Annotated in this window: 20 protein-coding genes; 2 read left to right on the forward strand and 18 right to left on the reverse strand. The window is 65.2% G+C overall.

Annotation, left to right across the window (positions count from 1 at the left end):
- Positions 1-6 precede the first annotated feature (6 nt).
- The 16 genes from AC3A4M_RS10745 to rpsD form a co-directional block, all read right to left on the reverse strand.
- A complete protein-coding gene (locus AC3A4M_RS10745; protein WP_498735739.1) occupies positions 7-513 on the reverse strand; it encodes a PH-like domain-containing protein in 507 nt (168 codons plus the stop codon).
- Positions 514-518: 5 nt separating this feature from the next.
- The gene (locus tag AC3A4M_RS10750) at positions 519-1853 is read right to left on the reverse strand and encodes a dihydroorotase (protein ID WP_498735740.1); all 1335 of its coding nucleotides are present in this window, start codon (positions 1851-1853) and stop codon (positions 519-521) included.
- Positions 1850-2848 (reverse strand): aspartate carbamoyltransferase catalytic subunit, encoded by a 999-nt coding sequence (locus tag AC3A4M_RS10755; protein WP_498731415.1) that lies wholly within the window; start codon positions 2846-2848, stop codon positions 1850-1852. Before AC3A4M_RS10755 ends, AC3A4M_RS10750 begins: the two co-directional genes overlap by 4 nt.
- The gene (gene pyrR / locus AC3A4M_RS10760; RefSeq protein WP_498735741.1) at positions 2845-3438 is read right to left on the reverse strand and encodes a bifunctional pyr operon transcriptional regulator/uracil phosphoribosyltransferase PyrR; all 594 of its coding nucleotides are present in this window, start codon (positions 3436-3438) and stop codon (positions 2845-2847) included. The genes AC3A4M_RS10755 and pyrR overlap by 4 nt, the downstream gene beginning before the upstream one ends.
- A 166-nt stretch (positions 3439-3604) precedes the next feature.
- The gene (gene nusB / locus AC3A4M_RS10765) at positions 3605-4027 is read right to left on the reverse strand and encodes a transcription antitermination factor NusB (protein WP_498731417.1); all 423 of its coding nucleotides are present in this window, start codon (positions 4025-4027) and stop codon (positions 3605-3607) included.
- The gene (efp, locus tag AC3A4M_RS10770; RefSeq protein WP_498731418.1) at positions 4027-4590 is read right to left on the reverse strand and encodes an elongation factor P; all 564 of its coding nucleotides are present in this window, start codon (positions 4588-4590) and stop codon (positions 4027-4029) included. The genes nusB and efp overlap by 1 nt, the downstream gene beginning before the upstream one ends.
- Positions 4591-4662: 72 nt before the next feature.
- Positions 4663-5751, reverse strand: a complete 1089-nt coding sequence (gene aroB, locus AC3A4M_RS10775) for a 3-dehydroquinate synthase (RefSeq protein ID WP_498735965.1) — start codon at positions 5749-5751, stop codon at positions 4663-4665.
- An 8-nt stretch (positions 5752-5759) separates the two neighbouring features.
- Positions 5760-6290 carry a shikimate kinase gene (locus AC3A4M_RS10780; protein ID WP_498735742.1) on the reverse strand — a complete coding sequence of 177 codons (531 nt, stop codon included), beginning with the start codon at positions 6288-6290 and terminating at the stop codon, positions 5760-5762.
- An 11-nt stretch (positions 6291-6301) separates the two neighbouring features.
- Positions 6302-7501, reverse strand: coding sequence for a chorismate synthase (gene aroC, locus AC3A4M_RS10785; protein WP_498731420.1), 1200 nt, complete (start codon positions 7499-7501; stop codon positions 6302-6304).
- Between the two features lie 32 nt (positions 7502-7533).
- The gene (locus AC3A4M_RS10790) at positions 7534-8409 is read right to left on the reverse strand and encodes a shikimate dehydrogenase (protein ID WP_498735743.1); all 876 of its coding nucleotides are present in this window, start codon (positions 8407-8409) and stop codon (positions 7534-7536) included.
- A 27-nt stretch (positions 8410-8436) separates the two neighbouring features.
- Entirely contained in the window at positions 8437-9663 is a 1227-nt protein-coding gene (gene mltG / locus AC3A4M_RS10795; protein WP_498735744.1) for an endolytic transglycosylase MltG, read from the reverse strand.
- Complete coding sequence (gene ruvX / locus AC3A4M_RS10800; protein ID WP_498735745.1) at positions 9660-10235, reverse strand: Holliday junction resolvase RuvX; 576 nt, start codon at positions 10233-10235, stop codon at positions 9660-9662. Before ruvX ends, mltG begins: the two co-directional genes overlap by 4 nt.
- Before the next feature lie 9 nt (positions 10236-10244).
- Positions 10245-12926 (reverse strand): alanine--tRNA ligase, encoded by a 2682-nt coding sequence (gene alaS / locus AC3A4M_RS10805; protein ID WP_498735746.1) that lies wholly within the window; start codon positions 12924-12926, stop codon positions 10245-10247.
- A 74-nt stretch (positions 12927-13000) separates the two neighbouring features.
- Complete coding sequence (locus AC3A4M_RS10810) at positions 13001-13234, reverse strand: hypothetical protein (RefSeq protein WP_170837969.1); 234 nt, start codon at positions 13232-13234, stop codon at positions 13001-13003.
- 18 nt (positions 13235-13252) lie between these two features.
- Positions 13253-13642, reverse strand: coding sequence for a DUF948 domain-containing protein (locus tag AC3A4M_RS10815; RefSeq protein WP_139003451.1), 390 nt, complete (start codon positions 13640-13642; stop codon positions 13253-13255).
- A gap of 224 nt (positions 13643-13866) precedes the next feature.
- Positions 13867-14493, reverse strand: coding sequence for a 30S ribosomal protein S4 (gene rpsD / locus AC3A4M_RS10820; protein ID WP_074703404.1), 627 nt, complete (start codon positions 14491-14493; stop codon positions 13867-13869).
- 241 nt (positions 14494-14734) lie between these two features.
- Between rpsD and dtd the strand changes: the two genes are divergently transcribed.
- Complete coding sequence (gene dtd / locus AC3A4M_RS10825; protein WP_498735747.1) at positions 14735-15187, forward strand: D-aminoacyl-tRNA deacylase; 453 nt, start codon at positions 14735-14737, stop codon at positions 15185-15187.
- Positions 15188-15217: 30 nt separating this feature from the next.
- Here the strand turns inward: dtd and AC3A4M_RS10830 are convergent, their stop codons facing one another.
- Entirely contained in the window at positions 15218-16639 is a 1422-nt protein-coding gene (locus AC3A4M_RS10830; protein ID WP_498735748.1) for a replication-associated recombination protein A, read from the reverse strand.
- Positions 16640-16658: 19 nt separating this feature from the next.
- Between AC3A4M_RS10830 and AC3A4M_RS10835 the strand changes: the two genes are divergently transcribed.
- The gene (locus AC3A4M_RS10835; protein ID WP_498735749.1) at positions 16659-17330 is read left to right on the forward strand and encodes an acVLRF1 family peptidyl-tRNA hydrolase; all 672 of its coding nucleotides are present in this window, start codon (positions 16659-16661) and stop codon (positions 17328-17330) included.
- Between the two features lie 97 nt (positions 17331-17427).
- On the opposite strand, the gene aspS is transcribed toward AC3A4M_RS10835, so the two are convergent.
- Entirely contained in the window at positions 17428-19266 is a 1839-nt protein-coding gene (gene aspS, locus AC3A4M_RS10840) for an aspartate--tRNA ligase (RefSeq protein WP_498735750.1), read from the reverse strand.
- Positions 19267-19368: the final 102 nt, after the last annotated feature.

Raw genomic sequence — 19368 nt, forward strand, 5'->3', positions numbered from 1 at the left:
TAGTTCCTAGTCTTCGTCAGGTGCAGCAGTAGGTAGGTAAGAGTTCAGGTGCGCCAGGAGCGGCTTTTTCTCCTCGGCGTGGCGGTTGCGGAACGCGGTGTCCACGTCCTGCCCGCCCAAATTCCAAGTGATCACGGCCAGTCCGTCTTTCTCCACGAACTTCCCGATCATCCCGCTTTCGGACCGTACGGCCCTGATGCTTCCGGCCGGGATGTAGACGTCCGTGGCACCGCGTCGTTCGAACAGCAGTCCGTGGTCGTAGAGGCGCAGCAGGGCGCCGGAGCGGATCCCCAGGCCATGGACCGCAAGGCGGTCCAGCCAGTCCCCCGCCGTCGTCGTCACGACGTACTGCCCGTCATACGCCGCGGATGGATTATCGACGTCGTCCGGAATCTGGGGCAGCGGGGCGATGTCCTGCTGCCGCTTGAGCCTGCTGCGCCAGCCGACAAAAACCAGCGCCAGCAGGACGATGATCAGGCTCAGTGTGAGGAGCCCGGGGCCAAGATATTCCACTGGAGCTACTCCCCCTCTGCGGTCCGCGGGGTGTTGAGGCTCCCGTCCAGAACGGTGGGGTGGCCCTGGTAGAAGGTTGCCACCACGCGGCCCGGAAGCTCCCGGCCGGCGAACGGCGAGTTGCGTCCCATGGTCGCCATCTTGTTCGGCTCAACCGTCCAGCGCGCCGCCGGGTCGATCAGCGTGATGTTGGCGGCGGAGCCGGTCTCCAGCGGCTGGCCCTGGTCCTGCAGCCGGCCGATCTGCGCCGGCATCAAGGAGGTAATCCGGGCGAAATCGTCCCAGCCGATCAGACCCGACTCGATCATGGTGTGCTGGACCACGGAGAGCGCGGTCTCCAGTCCGGTCATGCCCATCGCGGCCTGCGCCCACTCACATTCCTTGGCTTCGCTGGGATGCGGGGCGTGGTCGGTGCCGATGATGTCGATGGTGCCGTCGGCCAGTCCCGCCCGCAAAGCCTGCACGTCTTCATCGGTGCGCAGCGGCGGGTTCACCTTGTAGACCGGGTCGTAGCTGCGGACCAGTTCGTCCGTGAGCCACAGGTGGTGCGGAGTGACCTCGGCCGTGACCTTGATGCCGCGCTGCTTCGCCCAGCGGATGATCTCCACGGAACCGGCGGTGGAGACGTGGCAGACGTGCAGCCGGGAGTCCACGTGCTGGGCCAGGAGCACGTCGCGGGCAATGATGCTTTCCTCGGCGACGGCGGGCCAGCCGGTCATGCCGAGCACGGCGGAGACATCACCCTCGTTCATCTGGGCCCCGTCCGTCAGCCGGGGTTCCTGGGCGTGCTGGGCGATGACGCCGTCGAACGCCTTGACGTATTCCAGCGCCCGGCGCATCAGTACCGGATCGTGGACGCAGATGCCGTCGTCGGAGAAGACCCGGACGCGGGCGCGCGAATCGGCCATCGCCCCGAGTTCGGCCAAGCGTTCGCCGGCCAGTCCGATGGTCACGGCTCCGACCGGACGGACATCGGTCCAGCCGGCCTTGCGGCCCAGGGTGTAAACCTGCTCGACGACGCCGGCTGTGTCCGCCACGGGCGAGCTGTTCGCCATCGCGTGGACGGCGGTGAAACCACCGAGGGCGGCGGCCCGGCTGCCTGTCTCCACGGTCTCGGCGTCTTCACGTCCGGGTTCGCGCAGGTGGGTGTGCAGGTCCACCATCCCCGGCACGGCCACGAGGCCCTCGGCGTCGATCACGGTGGCACCGGCGGCGCTGAGCCCGGTGCCGGTTTCGGTGATGACCCCGTTGCGGATCAGCAGGTCGGTCGCGGCGCCGCTGCCGATTGCGGCTCCCTTGACCAGATAGGCCGTAGCTTCGTTGGGTGCTGTAGCGGTCATCGCTGGGCCTCCTGGATAGTTGCGGGTGCGGTGTGGGTCTCGCCGGAGAGGAGCAGATAGAGGGCGGCCATGCGTACTGAGACGCCGTTGCGCACCTGCTGCAAGACAGTGGAGCGGGGCGAGTCCGCTGCGGCTGCGGATATTTCCAGTCCGCGGTTCATCGGGCCCGGATGCATGATGATCGTGTCCGTCAGGCCGTGCGAATCCAGCGCCTGGAGGCGGCGGTCATCGAAGCCCCAGCGCCGCGAGTATTCCCGGGTGGACGGGAAGAACGCGGCGTTCATCCGTTCGCCCTGAAGGCGCAGCATCATGACGGCGTCCGGGCCGGTTGCCAGGGTTTCGTCCAGGTCGTAGCTGACGGTGCAGGGCCACTTCGCGACGCCTACCGGAAGCAATGTGGGCGGAGCAACCATCGTGACGTCGGCGCCCAGGGTGCGCAGCAGCCAGAGGTTGGAGCGCGCCACCCGGGAGTGGAGCACATCGCCGACAATGGCCACTTTCATGCCGGACAAATCCGTGCCGAGGGAGGCCGTACCGTTGATGCGCGCCCAGTTGCGGCGCATGGTGAACGCGTCCAGCAGCGCCTGCGTGGGATGTTCGTGCGTGCCGTCACCGGCGTTGACCACGGCAGCGTCGATCCAGCCCGAGGCCGCGAGCCTTGCCGGCGCGCCGGAGGCCCAATGTCGGATAACGACGGCGTCGGCCCCCATCGCTTCGAGCGTCTGCGCGGTGTCCTTGAGCGACTCGCCCTTGGACACGGAGGATCCCTTGGCGGCGAAGTTGATCACGTCCGCCGACAGCCGTTTAGCGGCCGCCTCGAAGGAGATCCGCGTACGCGTTGAGTCCTCGAAGAAAAGGTTGACTACGGTACGGCCGCGCAGGACGGGAAGTTTCTTGACCTCGCGGTCGGACACGGCGGCCATTTCTTCGGCGGTATCCAGAATCCGTACGGCGTCGTCCTTGCCGAGGTCTTCGGTGGAGAGCAAATGCCTCATGCGGTGCGGTCCTCGATCACTACTTCGTTGACGGGCCGGCCGTCCACGGTATCCGTCTCGGCCAGGTGCACCCGCACCTTTTCGGCCGAAGACGTCGGCAGGTTTTTGCCCACGTGGTCCGCGCGGATTGGCAGTTCGCGGTGGCCGCGGTCCACCAGGACGGCGAGTCGGACGATGCGCGGACGGCCCAGGTCAACGAGGGCGTCGAGGGCGGCGCGGATGGTCCGGCCCGAATAGAGCACGTCGTCGACGAGCACCACGACTTTGTCGTCGATGCCAGTAGCGGGAAGCTGGGTGGGCAGCGGAGCCCTGGTCGGCTGGCGTTTGAGATCGTCACGGAACATGGTGACGTCCAGCTGGCCGGTAATGTCATCGGCCTTCACACCGGGATCGGTGGCCGCAATTTTAGCGGCAAGGCGGCGGGCCAATGGATAGCCGCGGCGCGGAATGCCCAGCAGAACAAGATCCTTGGATCCCTTGTTCGCCTCGAGAATCTCATGGGCTATACGAGTGAGGGCGCGGTCGATGTCCGCTTCGGCAAGAACTACACGGGCTGGTTGCGGCGATGGCGCCGCGGCTGACGTGCTCATATTGTTGCCTCCTCCTTCCCCGCCTCACAGGACGGATTTAAAGGCTGGTTGCGTAGTCAAAACTATCACAGGGCCAGGGGCGGACAGCCCAAAAACGCCCGAAGGTGGCCCCCATCACGGGGACCACCTTCGAAGCTCGATCAGGCCTGCCTGCAGCCGCAGTCAATCACGCCAGCAGGGTCGGCTTCAGTTGCTGCAGCCGGCCGAGGAGACCGTTGACGAACGACGGCGATTCATCCGTTGAGAGCGTCTTGGCCAGTTCGACTGCTTCGCTGACCGCTACCCCATCCGGAATATCTTCGTTGTACAGCAGCTCCCAGGAGCCCACCCGCAGGATGATGCGGTCCACGCTGGGCATCCGTTCCAGCGGCCAGCCTTGGGAGTAGGTAGTCAGGAATTCGTCGATCTGGGCCTGCATGGCTACGACGCCCTCAACGATGTCCACCGTGTAGGGGTTGATAACCTGATCCGTTTTTTCGCGGCGGTCCCGAAGCGCGTCGAACGCCGAAACGGAACGCTGCTCCGCTTCAAACAGAACATCGACGGCGCGGCGCCGGGCTTTGCCGCGTGCGGAAGTGGGTGCACTCACTAGTCGTTAACACGTCCCAGGTAATCGCCGCTGCGGGTATCAACCTTGACCTTGGTACCGGTTTCCAGGAACAGCGGAACCTGGATCTGGTAACCGGTTTCAACTGTCGCCGGCTTGGTTCCGCCGGTGGAGCGGTCGCCCTGAAGGCCCGGCTCGGTGTAGGTGATTTCCATGGTCACGGAGGCCGGCAATTCGATGTACAGCGGCGTACCGTCGTGCATCGCGATGTTGACCTTGATGTTTTCCAGCAGGAAGCTCTCGTCATCGCCGACAACGGGGCCCGGCACGGTGACCTGGTCATAATCCTGCACGTCCATGAAGACGAAGTCGTCGCCGTCCTTGTACAGGTAGGTGTAGTCGCGGCGGTCAACCGTAGCGGTCTCGATCTTCAGGCCTGCGTTGAAGGTCTTGTCCTGGATCTTGCCGCTGACAACATTCTTGATCTTGGTGCGAACGAAAGCGCCGCCCTTGCCCGGCTTGACGTGCTGGAACTCGATGACGTTCCACAGCTGGCCGTCCAGCTTCAGCACGGTGCCGTTCTTAATGTCGTTGGTTGTCGCCACAGTTTCTCTTTCGTCGATACAACTTGTGTGTGGAAAGTTCATCGGTAATTCTACCTGCTGAGCGCAGACCAACTATTCGGCGATCTCCTGGTACGCGGCGAAGAGCAGCGAAGTGTCCGGAACATCGAGGATTGCCGGCTTTTCCAGAGCGTCCAGGACAACGAACCGCAGCAGGTCTCCGCGGGCCTTCTTGTCCCGCTTCATTCCGTCCAGCAGCGCCGCCCAGCGGTCACGGCGATAGGTGACCGGCAGTTCCAGGGACTGGAGGATCCGCTTGTGCCGGTCCGCTGTTTCATCGTCCAGGCGGCCGACCATCCGCGAGAGCTCGGCGGCAAATGTCAGGCCTACCGATACTGCCGCCCCATGACGCCAACTGTAGCGCTCTGCGAGTTCTATGGCATGGCCCAGGGTGTGGCCGTAATTGAGGAACTCCCGACGGCCGGCTTCCTTCAGATCGCTGGACACAATCTCCGCCTTGACGGCGATAGAGCGCTCCACCAGCTCCCGCACCACAGCAGATTCGGGGTCTGCGACGGCATCCGGTGCTGCCTCGATGAGGTCAAGAATGGCGGCGTCCGCGATGAAACCGCATTTGACCACTTCCGCCATGCCGGTGAGCAGCTCATTCCTGGGCAGGGTAGCCAAGGCGTCCAGATCAGCGAGCACTGCCGCCGGCGGATGGAAGGCGCCAACCAAGTTCTTGCCTTCGGATGTGTTGATCCCGGTCTTCCCGCCGACCGCTGCGTCGACCATGCCAAGCAGGCTCGTGGGGATGTGGACCACCCTCACGCCCCGCAGCCAGGTAGCGGCAACAAATCCGCCCACGTCGGTGACCGCCCCTCCGCCGACCGTGACGATGGCGTCGGACCGGGTGAAATCGTTCTGCCCCAGCACCTGCCAGCAGAAGGAAGCGACCTGGATGTGCTTGCCCTCTTCGGCGTCGGGAATTTCCGCGGTCAACGCGGTGAATCCGGCCGCATCCAGATCCTGGCGCACCGCATCGCCGGTGGCACGAAGCGCGCGCGGATGGATGACCAGCACCCTGCGCACACGCTCGCCGAGAATGCCGGGCAGCCGACCCAGCAGGCCATTGCCCACAACGACGTCGTAGTTTTCGTTCGGGGAGCTGCCGGTGACCTTAATGACCTTTGGGTCGCTGATCGGGTTCGTCAACTGTTTTGCCTTTCGTTGAGCAGTGCGGAAAGTTCTTCGACCAGCTCTGCTTGTGATTTGTTCCGCGTGGTCAGGACCAGGTCCGCCAGCTTCAGATACGTTGGACGGCGGCGTTCGGCCATCTCGACCCATCGGGCCGCGGCATCCCCCGCCAGCAGCGGCCGGCCGGTGTCCCGACGGATCCGCGGAAGCACTGTATCCAAGTCGGCATCCAGAAACACCACGCGGCAGTTGGCCAGCAGCTGCTGGGTGCCGGTGTCGAGTATCGCTCCCCCGCCCAGCGAGATCACGCAGGGATCGCCCGCAGCGGTGAGCAGTGCGGCAACTTCACGCGCCTCAATTTCACGGAAGCCGCGTTCGCCTTGGGCACTGAAGATCGAGGGAATGCTACCGTGTTTGGCCACGATTTTCTTGTCGCTGTCGACAAACTGAAGACCATGGCGGGCTGCGAACAACTGGCCCACCGTGGATTTGCCTGATGCCATCGGGCCGATCAGCACCAGATGGCGGTCTAACGCCATAGCCATGGAGTCGGGCACTAGCTGCCGATCGAATCCAGCGATTCCGGAATAGCCTCAATGAAGCTGCGCATGTTGCGTGCCGTCTCTGCTACCGAATCGCCGCCGAACTTCTCCGTAACCGCCTGCGCGAGCACCAATGCGACCATGGCCTCGGCGACTACGCCGGCTGCCGGGACGGCGCACACGTCGGAACGCTGGTGATGGGCCTTGGCATCTTCGCCGGTGCTGACATCGATGGTCTTCAGAGCGCGGGGAACGGTGGCGATGGGTTTCATGGCGGCGCGCACACGCAGCGTATCGCCGATGCTCATGCCGCCCTCGATGCCGCCGGCACGGTTGGTCGAACGCACGATGGTGCCGCTGGAATCGCGGACGATCTCGTCATGGGCGGCCGAACCCCGGCGGCCGGCGGTCTGGAAACCGTCACCGACTTCAACGCCCTTGATCGCCTGGATGCCCATCAGCGCCGCGGCGAGCCGTGCGTCGAGGCGGCGGTCCCAATGCACATAGCTGCCCAGCCCCGGCGGCAGGCCGTAGGCCAGGACCTCGACAACCCCACCCAGGGTCTCGCCTTCCTTGTGGGCAGCGTCAACCTCCTGGACCATGGCCAGCGAGGTCTCGGCGTCGAAGCAGCGCAGCGGATCTTCGTCCAGCGCAATCACATCGGAGGGAAGCGGCACCGGACTTTCCTCGGGAACGGCAACCCGTGCAATCGAAACCGTGTGGCTGACCAGCTCGATGCCCAGAGCCTTCAGGAAATTGGCGGCCACGGTGCCAAGGGCCACCCGGGCAGCGGTCTCGCGGGCGCTGGCGCGTTCCAGGACGGGACGGGCTTCATCGAACCCGTATTTCTGCATTCCGGTGAAATCCGCGTGGCCAGGCCGCGGACGCGTCAGCGGCGCGTTGCGGGCCAGTTCGGCCAGCTCCACGGGATCAACCGGATCCGCTGACATGATCTTTTCCCACTTGGGCCACTCGGTGTTGCCCACCTGGATGGCCACCGGGCCGCCCTGGGTGCGTCCGTGCCGGACGCCACCGGTGATGGTGACGGCGTCTTGCTCAAACTTCATGCGTGCGCCGCGGCCGTAGCCGAGCCGGCGTCGGGCCAGGGCCGCCTGGATGTCGGAGCTGTTGAGCTCCACTCCGGCAGGGACGCCTTCAATAATTCCAACCAGGGCCGGACCATGGGATTCACCGGCAGTTAACCAACGCAGCATGGAAACAATACTGCCATGTCCACGGCACCGCTTTAACGCCGGGGCGCGCCCACAGCGTCACACATCACATTTATGACTTGATCCGGTTCGGCCAGCTCCATGCCCGTGAACAGTCGTACTTGCTCGACGGCCTGGTAGATCAGCATTTCCAACCCGGGAACGATTGCGCCCCCGCGTTGATTCCAGACAGAGGCGATCCGGCTGGGCCACGGATCGTAGGTGACGTCCAGCAGCACCTGGGAGTCCAGCCGTGCTCCCGAGGCATCCAGCCCATCCGCGATGGGGTCGGCTGCGCGCGGGGGCAAGGTGGAAACCACCACTTGTGCCGAAGCCAGCTCGGCCATCACGTCATCCCAGCTGGCCACCCGGCACTCCAGCCCTGCGTTACGTGCGACGGCCAGGACAGGGCTGGCCTTCTCCGGGTCGCGCAGGCAGACGCTCAGGCTGTTCACTTGCAGTCCGGCAAGGGCGGCGGCCGCAGCCGCGGCGGTGCCGCCACCGCCGAGGATGACTGCGTGGCCGCCCGGGGTAGCGCCGGCATGGCGCAGCGCCTCAATGATGCCGGCTACGTCGGTGTTCTGCCCGGCCAATCGAACCGTACCGTCCGGCTGCCGGCGCACCACCACGGTGTTGAGAACACCCAGGGAGCGGACGAGGTCACTCGTCTCGTCCATCAGCGGCACCATGGCTGCCTTAAGCGGCATCGTGACGGACAGCCCGGCCCAGCAACTGCTCTCCCGCACACCTGCCACGAACGCCGGCAGCTGTTCCGGGGTCAGGTCAATGGCCTCATACGCACAGTCGAAGCCGAGCAGTTCGTAAGCGGCCCCGTGCAGCAGCGGGGACCGCGAATGACTGATCGGATGGCCCAGAACCGCGGCCCTCCGGGCAGGCGCCGGCTCAGCCACGGCGAATGACCGTGGAGTCGGAATTTCTTAGTTGCAACGGCCTTCCTCCTGCTCGCTGCACCAGTTCAGATATTCCTTGGTGAAGGCGTTGTGCTCGGCAAGCGTCTCGGAGAACTTGGTCTCCCCGGTATCCAGATTCACCGTTACCCAGTAGTAGTACGGCACGTCATCCGGATTGGCCGCGGCATCGATGGCCGGGCCGCCCGGGGAATTAATCGGCCCCACGGGCAGACCGGTGTGGGCGTAGGTGTTGTACGGGTTGGACTTATCCGCCTTCTCTTCGGGCGTGATGTCGTAGCCCTTACGGCCCAGCCCATAGGTGACCGTGGCGTCGGACTGGATCAGACCGTTCGTCTCCGTGTTGTCGGGTTGCAGCCGGTTCTCAATGGCACCGGCAACCGCGCCATAATCGGCCTCGCCTGCCTCCGCCTCGATGATGCTGGCGATGGTCAGCACGCGGAACTGCTGGTCGGCGTCGGTAATCCCGTCCGCTTCCAGACGCTCGATCGTGTTGCCGATCATTTCGCGCAGGATTTCCTCTGCGGTGATATCCAGCGGGAACCGGTATTCGGCCGGGAAGAGATAGCCCTCCAGGTTCCGTGCCTGCTCGGGCAGACCCAGTGCCTGCGGGTCCTCGGCCAGTTTGGCGAATTCGGCAACGGGGATCCGGGTCCCCTCGGACAGGGCCTTGAACACTTCTTCCTGCCGCCAGGTCCGGTTGATGGCCGCGTAATGCACGCCTTCGTTGCTTTCCTCCAGCAGGATCGACGCCGCTGCAGCGGCCGGCATGCGGTACTTCAGCGGGTACTGCCCCGGCTGGATCTCCCGGCCTTCGGCCTGGTTCGAAACCTCATCGACGAAAGTATCGGTGGAGGCAACAATGTCCTGCTCCACCAGCGAAGCGGCGATGGCGAGAGGACCGGCGCCCTGTTCAACCGTGAACGTTACCTGGCCTTCACCGGGACCTTCATAGTCTTTGAGCTCGTTCATGCCCAGCAGATTTTGCAGTAACAAGACGACGCCGATCAGGCCTGCCGCGAAGACGCCAAAGACCACCAGCATGATGATGTTGCGCCGGCGCCGACGCTGCCGCTTGATCTTGTTTCGACGGCTGCGCTTGATCACCGGCGTCTCGTCGTAGAAGACGCCAGGATCATCGTCATGCCCATGGGCCAGGTGATCGGCCTCATCGACCAACTCGTCAACGGGCTGTTGTTCCGGATACGGAGGATGCTCCGGATAAGTATTGCTCACCGTCTGCTCTCACCATCGCTGTCATGTACGTGTGGAATCTTCGTCTCCTCTTCCAATGCCTGGGCTCCCCTGCGGACTGAATCCGGAACGGCCACAGGACTCCCCACGTCCCGTCCAAGCGCGCGTTGCATGTCCAGCGCCTGCTGGAGTATTTCGACTGCTGCAACCTGATCAACAACTTTACGATGTTCACGGCTGCTCATGCCAGCGCTGTGAAGAGTGCGATGCGCCGAGACTGTAGTCAAACGCTCATCGATTAGATTCACTGAAACCGCCAGGCCTGCATCGGCAAGTGCCTGTGCCAGCAGATCCGCGTACTCCCGCGCCATCTGGGTGGAAGCAGACTCTCCGCCCTTCATGGTGCGCGGGAGGCCGACGAAGACCTGCACCGCGGAACGCTCGGCAATCTCCCTCACCAGCACGCGGATGTCGCTGTTCTTCTTCGCATCGCGCTTCAAAGTGCGGATCGGCGTCGCCAGGATGCCGCCGGGATCGGAGCCGGCCAGACCGACCCGAGCCAGTCCGACATCGACCCCGAGTTTTGTTCCGGCTGGCGCCTCTGAACTGGACACTTAAGGTCCTTAGCCCCGGTTAGCCACGGCATTGACGACGGCGGTGATCGCCTCATCAATTTTCGTTACGTCCGTGCCGCCGCCTTGGGCGACGTCGTCCTTGCCACCGCCGCCGCCGCCGAGTACGCCCGCAGCAGTCTTGACCAGCGCACCGGCCTTGACGCCTGCGGCACGGGCTGCTTCGTTGGTCGCCACGAGAATCAGCGGGCGTCCGTTCGCCACGCCCGTCATGGCGACGGCAGCCGGGTCTGAACCGAGCCGTGCGCGCAGGTCCAGAGCGAGGGACCGCAGGGCATCCGCTCCGCCCAACTCCCCGGCATTGTGCGCCAACAGCCGTACGCCGGCGACATCCTTGGCTTTTTCCACGAGGGAGGCGGCCGAGGCAGCCAACTGTTCCTTGCGCAGCCGGTCCAGTTCCTTCTCGGCAGCCTTGAGCTTGGCCAGCGTGGCAGCGATACGGTCCGGCAGCTGCGGACCCGGAACCTTGAGCATTTCCGAAAGTTCGGTGACCAGGGCGCGTTCGGCTGCCAGGTGGCGGAAAGCCTCCATGCCCACGAACGCCTCCACACGGCGGTTGCCGGAGCCCACCGACTGCTCGCCGAGCAGCGTCAGGCTGCCGATCTCCGCAGTGGCATCCACATGGGTACCGCCGCACAGCTCACGCGACCACGCGCCGTCGATCTCCACTACGCGGACCTTGTCCCCGTAGGCTTCGCCGAACAACGCGGTTGCGCCGAGCGCCTTGGCATCGGCCAGGCTCATGACCTTCGTCTCAACCTGGTAATTGTTACGGATGGCCAGGTTGGAGACTTCCTCGATTTCCGATTTGGCCGCGGCACTGATGCCTTCGCCCCAGGAGAAGTCGAAGCGCAAGTAGCCTGCCTTGTTGAAGGAGCCTCGCTGCAGCGCCTCCGGACCGAGGATCTGGTGCAGGGCGGCGTGGATGATGTGCGTGCCGGAGTGGGCCTGCTCGCCTGCCTGCCTGCGCTGCTGGTCCACCGCTGCCAGGACCTTCGCATCCGCAGGGATCTCGCCCTCGCGGACAATGGCCTTGTGGACGCTGAGTCCCTTGACCGGGCGCTGGACGTCGAGGACCTCAACCACAAAGCCGTCGCCGGTGATAAGTCCGACGTCGGCGGCCTGGCCGCCCGCTTCGGCATAGAACGGCGTCTCGTTCAGGACCAGTTCGATTTCCTCGCCCTGGCTGGCGAAGCCGACCGTGGCTCCGCCGCTGACGATGCCGCGCACGGCGGACTCGGTGGCCAGCTCTTCGTAGCCGGTGAACACGGTCTCGCCGCCGGCGAGCAGCTCGTTGAAGACGCGGACATCTGCATGGCCGAGCTTCTTGCCCCGGGCGTCGGCCTGGGCACGCTCGCGCTGCTCGGTCATCAGGCTGCGGAAGCCGGCCTCGTCGACCTTCAGCCCGGCTTCCTCGGCCATTTCCAGCGTCAGGTCGATCGGGAAGCCGTAGGTATCGTGCAGGCTGAAAGCGTCTTCGCCCGAGAGCGGCTTGCCGGCGGCCTTTGACTCCTTGACGGCTTCCTCCAGGCGTGCGGTGCCGGAGGCGATGGTGCGCAGGAAGGCCTTCTCCTCGGCGTATGCGATACGGCTGATCCGCTCGAAGTCGGTGGCGACAACGGGGTAGGTTCCCTTCATCGCGTCCCGGGACACGGGCAGCAGCTCCGGCAGGCAGGCCTGTTCGACGCCCAGCAGACGCATGGCGCGGACGGCACGGCGGATCAGGCGGCGCAGCACGTAGCCGCGGCCCTCGTTGGAGGGGGTCACGCCGTCGGAAATCAGCATCAGGGCCGAACGGATGTGGTCGGCCACCACGCGGAGGCGCACGTCGTCGGTGTGGTGTGGGTCCTCGTCGGTCTCGGCGCTGGTGTATTCCTTGCCGGAGAGCTCGGCGGCCTTGTCCAGGACGGGGCGGACCTGGTCCGTCTCGTACATGTTCTCCACGCCCTGGAGGATCATGGCGAGGCGTTCCATGCCCAGGCCGGTGTCGATGTTCTTCTTGGGCAGCTCGCCAAGGATCTCGAAGTCCTCCTTGCCGATGCCCTCGCCGCGCTGGTACTGCATAAAGACCAGGTTCCAGATCTCGATGTAGCGCGTTTCATCGGCAATGGGTCCGCCCTCGATCCCGTATTCGGGTCCGCGGTCGTAGAAGATTTCGGAGCAGGGGCCGGCGGGGCCGGGCTGGCCGGTGGACCAGTAGTTGTCTTTCTTGCCGGACTTCTGGATCCGCTCGACGGGCACGCCGATCTTGTCGCGCCAGATCTGCAGCGCCTCGTCATCCTCCTGGTAGACGGTGATCCAGAGCCGGTCGGCGGGCAGGCCGTATCCGCCGTCTTCCACGGGGGAGGTCAGGAGCTCCCACGCCATCGTAATGGCGCCTTCCTTGAAGTAGTCGCCGAAAGAAAAGTTGCCGCACATCTGGAAGAAGGTGCCGTGCCGGACGGTCTTGCCGACCTCTTCGATATCGGCCGTGCGGATGCACTTCTGCACGCTCGTGGCGCGGTTGAACGGCGGTGTTTCCCGGGCGGTGAGGTACGGAATGAACGGCACCATGCCCGCGACGGTGAACAGCAGCGAGGGGTCCGGCGACACCAGCGACGCCGAGGGCACCACGGTATGTCCCTTGTTCTCGAAGAAGTCGAGCCAGCGGCGAACGATCTCATGGGACTTCATGGTGCCTAAATACCCTTCCGGTGAAACAAAAATGCGGCGCCGCTTCCCGAAAACGGGAATGCGCCTAGGAAAATCTAGCGGTTGTTGACGTGATCTGCGGAATCGATTCCCAGGGCGGCGCGCAGATCCGCTTCACGTTCGGTCATGCCGGTGCGGAACGTGTGGGTGAAATCCGCAACGCTGTCCGCCAGGGACGCGACCGCACGGTTCAGCCCCTCGGGCCCGAAAGTCTGCTTGGTCGCGGAGATCTTGCGGACCGCCAGAACGCCAATGGCGATTCCCGCGCCCATCCAAATAAGCCGTTTCATCTGTTTCCTCCCTCAGCCTTAGCGGCTGCGACGGCCTTTGCCCTCGGTAGTTCTGCCGGACTGGCCGCGCGAGTTGAATGCGGTGCGTACGCCGTAGGAGAAGGCTGCCACCTTGATCAGCGGCGAGCCGATCGTCGCAGCGACCAGCGAGGACAACGCGGAGACATTGGCCGAGGCGTCCGAAACGTTGGACGAGATGCCATCCACCTTCCGCAGCTGCTCATTGGTGGTGGTCACCGTGGTGGTCACTTCATCGATCAGCGGCGTGGTGCCGTCGCTGATGGAGCGGATGGCTACCCGAAGTTCGTCAAAGACTTTCCCCAGCTTCCATACCGGTATGGCCAGCAGGGCCACCAGCACCGCGAAAACGCCCGCAGCGATGAGACCGGCGATATCTCCACCTGACATGGGAGGGAACTCCTTTGTTTGGCATATTTTCAAACCCACCCGCGGGCGGATCCGGCTAACGACGACGGCGCCTGGCACTCGTTGCTTTCGGCGCACCTGTAAGTACATTACCTACTGAACAGCCCGCGGCGCGTGCCACGGGCTGTTCGGTGAGGTTTCCGCCCAAGAGCGGTATGCAGTTTTACGCTGCCCAACTTCCAGGGAGGATTAGCTCCCGGAAAGGTTTAGCGTGCGTAGTATTCAACCACCAGCTGCTCTTCGCAGGTTACGGGAACCTCGGAACGCTTGGGGCGGCGGACCAGGCGGGCCTGGAGCTTCTCCAACGTAACGTCAAGGTAGGCCGGAACGTTCGGCAGAACGTCGCGGTGTGCGCCGGCTGCTGCAACCTGGAACGGCGGCATCTTCTCGGAGCGCTCGTGGACGTGCACCAGCTGGCCTTCGGAAACGCGGAAGGACGGACGGTCCACGCGCTTGCCGTCAACCATGATGTGGCGGTGCACAACCAGCTGGCGGGCCTGGGCGATGGTGCGGGCGAAGCCTGCACGCAGGACCAGGGCGTCAAGACGCATTTCCAGCAGCTCGATCAGGTTTTCACCGGTCAGACCGGCGGTGTTGCGGGCCTCTTCGAAGACACGGGTCATCTGTGCTTCGCGGATGCCGTACTGGGCACGCAGACGCTGCTTTTCGCGCAGACGTACGGCGTAGTCGCTGTCCTGCTTGCGACGGGCACGGCCGTGCTGGCCGGGACCGTACGGACGGCGCTCCATGTACTTTTCGGCCTTGGGGGTCAGGGCAATACCAAGGGCACGCGAAATGCGGACCTTGCGGCGGGCTCGTGTGTTGTTAGCCACGATGTCCTTCCAATTCATGCGGTGAGGTGATGTTGCTGGCCTCCATGTGTGGAGAGCGTTGGTCAACCGCTGCCTTCAGCTACAGTCCGGCTTGCTCCCATGCACGCGTGCACTCCTGCGAACACAGGGGTTTCCGCTAAGAAACCGTGCACGTGCAGGAGTGGATTGCGGCACCGAAGAGTCGGCTTGCCAGTCAGCGCACAATTCTAGCACCTATCCGGGTTCGGATTAGAGTTATCGGATGCGAGCCATTCTTCAACGGGTCAGCCGGGCCAGCGTCAGCGTGGACGGAAAGGTAGTCGGAGCCATCGACGGTCCCGGCCTGCTGGTGCTCGCCGGCGCCACCCACACCGACACTGCCGCCGACGCCGGGGCTCTGGCCGAGAAGATGTGGCGGCTTCGGATTCTCGACGGCGAAAAATCCTGTGCCGACGTCAACGCGCCGCTGTTGGTAGTCAGCCAGTTCACGTTGTATGCCGATACCCGCCGGGGCCGCCGGCCTTCCTGGTCGGCTGCGGCGCCCGGGGACGTCAGCGAGCCGCTGCTTGAGAGCTTGGTCGAGCAGTTGCGCGGACTCGGCGCCACCGTGGAAACGGGAGTCTTTGGCGCGATGATGGAAGTATCGCTGGTCAACGACGGCCCCTTCACCATCAGCCTGGACACCGCGGACTTTGCCAAGCCGCGCCACGGCTGAACTGCGTACGGAAGCCGGAATCCGCCGTCGTTATTCGCCGCGGATGATTTTGCGCAGCCGTTCCAACCGCGCCGAAATCTCGCGTTCGACGCCGTTCCCGGTGGGCTCGTAGTAATTCCTGCCTACCAGATCGTCCGGCGCATACTGCTGCTTGGCAATGCCGTGCGGGGCATCGTGGGAATAGATGTAGCCCTTGCCATGGCCCAGCTGCTGCGCGCCGCGGTAGTGCGAGTCCCGCAGGTGGGCCGGCACGCCCTGCCCGCGGCCGGCCCGGACATCGGCGACGGCGGCGTTGATCGCATCATGCGCGGCATTGGATTTGGGCGCGGTGGCGATGTGGACCACGGCCTGCGCCAGCACCAGCCTGGCTTCGGGCATGCCGATCAGCTGCACAGCCTGCGCGGCCGCCACCGCTGTCTGCAGCGCCGATGGGTCCGCCATCCCCACGTCCTCGGAGGCGGAGATCACGATCCGGCGGGCGACAAACCGCGGGTCCTCCCCCGCCTCGAGCATGCGCGCCATGTAGTGCAGCGCGGCGTCCACATCGGAGCCGCGCATCGACTTGATGAAGGCGCTGGCAATGTCATAGTGCTGGTCGCCGGCGCGGTCATAGCGCAGGGCTGCGCGGTCCATGGCCCGCTCCGCGTGCGACAGCTCAACGCGGACGGGGCCTGCCTCTCCGGAATTTTCTGCCTCGCCCCAGGCCACTCCCGCAGCCGCCTCCAGTGCAGTCAGGCCGCGGCGTGCGTCGCCGGCGGCCAGCCTGACCAGGTGTTCCAGCGCCTCATCACTGACCTCCACCCGGCCCGCCAAGCCGCGCTCGTCCGTCACGGCACGCTGGAGCAGCCCCTCGATGTCCTCGGTGGTCAGCGGCTTGAGCGTCAGCAGCAGCGACCGGGACAGCAGCGGCGAGACAACGGAGAAGGACGGGTTTTCGGTGGTGGCGGCAACCAGCACCACCCAGCGGTTCTCGACACCGGGCAGCAGCGCGTCCTGCTGGGCCTTGTTGAAACGGTGGATCTCGTCCAGGAACAGCACGGTGGTGGTCCGGTGCAGGTCGCGGGCCGTCAGCGCCTCGTCCATCACCCGGCGCACATCCTTGACGCCGGCGGTGATGGCGGAGAGTTCCACGAATTTCCGGCCCGGCCCCCTGGCAATGACGTGCGCCAGCGTGGTCTTGCCGGTGCCCGGAGGCCCCCAGAGCATCAGCGACGAGGGCCCTGCAGGACCGGTTGCCTGTCCGCCGGCGGCCAGCAGCCGCAATGGCGAGCCCGGCTGGAGCAGATGCTGCTGGCCCACCACCTCGTCCACGGTCCGGGGACGCATCCGCACCGCGAGCGGGCTGCGGGGCCGCTCAATGCTCCCCGCGCCACGTCCGGAACTGCCGCCGGGGCCGGCTTCTTCGTCCCGGTCATCTTCCGTGTCGCTGCCGGCACTGAACAAATCACTCACACTGCCTAGGCTATCGCTTATGGCACGGACCAAGACCATCTACCTGCCGCCAGGCCGACTCCGGGCCTGGGCGGACAAATTCGCCGCGGACCACGGCGATCCGCTCTGTGAGGTCAACAGTCCCAGGCCAGGTGGCGGCGTCGTTCTTTCATGTCCTGACGGCTTTGCTGTCAGACTCGGCCTGCCGTGGGAGCAACTGATCCCGGAGCTGAGTGCGGAAGGGTGGCCGGAGCAGCTTGCCGCCGCTGCGGCGGACATCGGAACCTGCGGGCTGATCCTGCTGCGCCGCGGCGGCTACAGCGTCGGTACGTCTGAGCAGGGGCAGCTGATCTGGTCCAAATCCGGCACCCGGTATGTACAGTCCCGCACTGCCGCCGGAGGCTGGTCGCAGCAGCGTTACGCCCGCAGGCGCGCCAACCAGGCAGACTCGCTGGTGCTGACCGCGACCGAGTACGTGGCCGGCCACTTCCCTGCAGCCAAACCGTCGTGCCTGGCCACCGGCGGCGACAAGGACCTGCTGCGCCAGCTGCTGGCCGATGCACGTCTGGCCGGTCTCGCGGCGCTGCCGGAGACACATATCGAGCTGAACGCCGACCCGCGGCAACGGCAACTCGCCGAGGTCGCACGGGAGTTGGCGGGCATCAAGGCGGTGATCACGTGGCCGGTGCCCGGCTTCAACAGCTCCGCTTGAGGCGGCCGTGCCAGGCCGATAAACGAGGCGGCCGCTTAACGGACTGCGCCGCCCGGCCTGCCCCATGGGCTGCCGGACGGCGCAGTCGTAACGCAGGTCAGCTTTGGACGCTGTCCTTTACAGAGTGCTGGGCAGCATCCTTCTGTCCGTCCTTGGAGCCATCCTTGGAGGCGTCCTTCGGCTTGGGCTTGAAGTCGATGCCGGCTTCCTTGCGCTGCTGCGGGGTGATCGGCGCGGGGGCATCGGTCAGCGGGTCGTGGCCGCCGCCGGTCTTCGGGAAGGCAATGACGTCGCGGATGGAGTCCGAGCCAGTCAGCAGCTGGACAACGCGGTCCCAGCCGAAGGCGATGCCGCCGTGCGGGGGCGCGCCGTACTTGAAGCCCTCGAGCAGGAAGCCGAACTTGCTCTGGGCCTGCTCCTGGTCGATCCCCATGACGGCCAGGACGCGTTCCTGCACGTCCCGCTGGTGGATACGGATGGAGCCGCCGCCGAGTTCGTTGCCGTTGCAGACAATGTCGTAGGCGTAGGACAGGGCGTTCGCCGGGTCCTCATCGAAGGTGTCCATGAACTCGGGCTTCGGCGAGGTGAAGGCGTGGTGGACGGCGGTCCAGGCACCCGCGCCGACGGCCACGTCGCCCGATTCGACTGCTGCCGCGGCCGGTTCGAACAGCGGGGCGTCGACGATCCACACGAAGGCCCAGTCGCCGTCGTTAATCAAACCGGTGCGGTGGCCGATCTCCACGCGGGCGGCACCCAGCAGCGCACGCGCCGAGGACTTGTCGCCGGCGGCGAAGAAGACGCAGTCGCCGGGCTTGGCGCCCACGGCATCCGCGAGGCCGGCACGCTCGGTGTCGGTGAGGTTCTTGGCCACCGGACCGCTCAGCGTTCCGTCTTCCTGGATCAGGACGTAGGCCAGGCCCTTGGCGCCGCGCTGCTTGGCCCATTCCTGCCAAGCGTCCAGCGTGCGGCGGGCCTGGGAGGCACCGCCGGGCATGACCACGGCGCCGACGTACGGGGCCTGGAAGACGCGGAAGGTGGTGTCCTTGAAGAACTCCGTCAGCTCGGTCAGCTCCAGGCCGAACCGCAGGTCAGGCTTGTCGGACCCGTACTTCGCCATGGCATCGGCGTAGGTCATGCGGCGGATCGGGGTGGGGATCTCGACGTCGATCAGCTGCCACAGCGCCTTCACGATGCTCTCGCCCAGCGCGATGATGTCATCCTGCTCGACGAAGCTGGCCTCGATGTCCAGCTGGGTGAATTCCGGCTGGCGGTCGGCGCGGAAGTCTTCGTCCCGGTAGCAGCGGGCAATCTGGTAGTACTTTTCGAAACCGCCCACCTGCAGCAGCTGCTTGAACAGCTGCGGGGACTGCGGCAGGGCGTACCAGGAGCCCGGATCCAGGCGCGCCGGCACCAGGAAGTCGCGGGCGCCTTCCGGGGTGGAACGGGTCAGCGTCGGGGTTTCGATTTCCACGAAACCGTCCTGGTGCAGCAGCTCGCGCGCCACCCGGTTGGCCTCCGAGCGCAACCGCATGGCGGCGGCGGGGCCGGGACGGCGCAGGTCCAGGTAACGGTGCTTCAGGCGTGCTTCCTCGCCGACCTCGACGTGCTCGTCGATCTGGAACGGCAGCGGATCCGAAGTACTGAGTACGACGACGGAATCGGCTATGACTTCGATCTCACCGGTGGCCAGGGCCGGGTTTTCGTTGCCTTCGGGCCGCTTCTCGACCGTGCCCTTGATCTGCAGCACGTATTCGTTGCGCAGGGCGTGAAAGACGTCCTCTTCGCGCACCACAACCTGGGCAATGCCGGAGGCATCACGCAGATCCAGGAATGCCACGCCGCCGTGATCACGCCGGCGGGCCACCCAGCCGGCGAGGGTTACGGTCTGTCCAATGTGCTCAGCCCTCAGCGAGCCGAGGTCATGTGTGCGCAGCACAGCATTCCTTTCAGTAAAACTTCACCGGCGCTATCGCGGAGGCTTCCGCCCCGGGCCGGCTGTGATGTGACTAGAGTGTTCTTAAATGGGTCTTGAACGAGT

The sequence above is a fragment of the Arthrobacter sp. Soil_C_60 genome, from assembly GCF_057656375.1.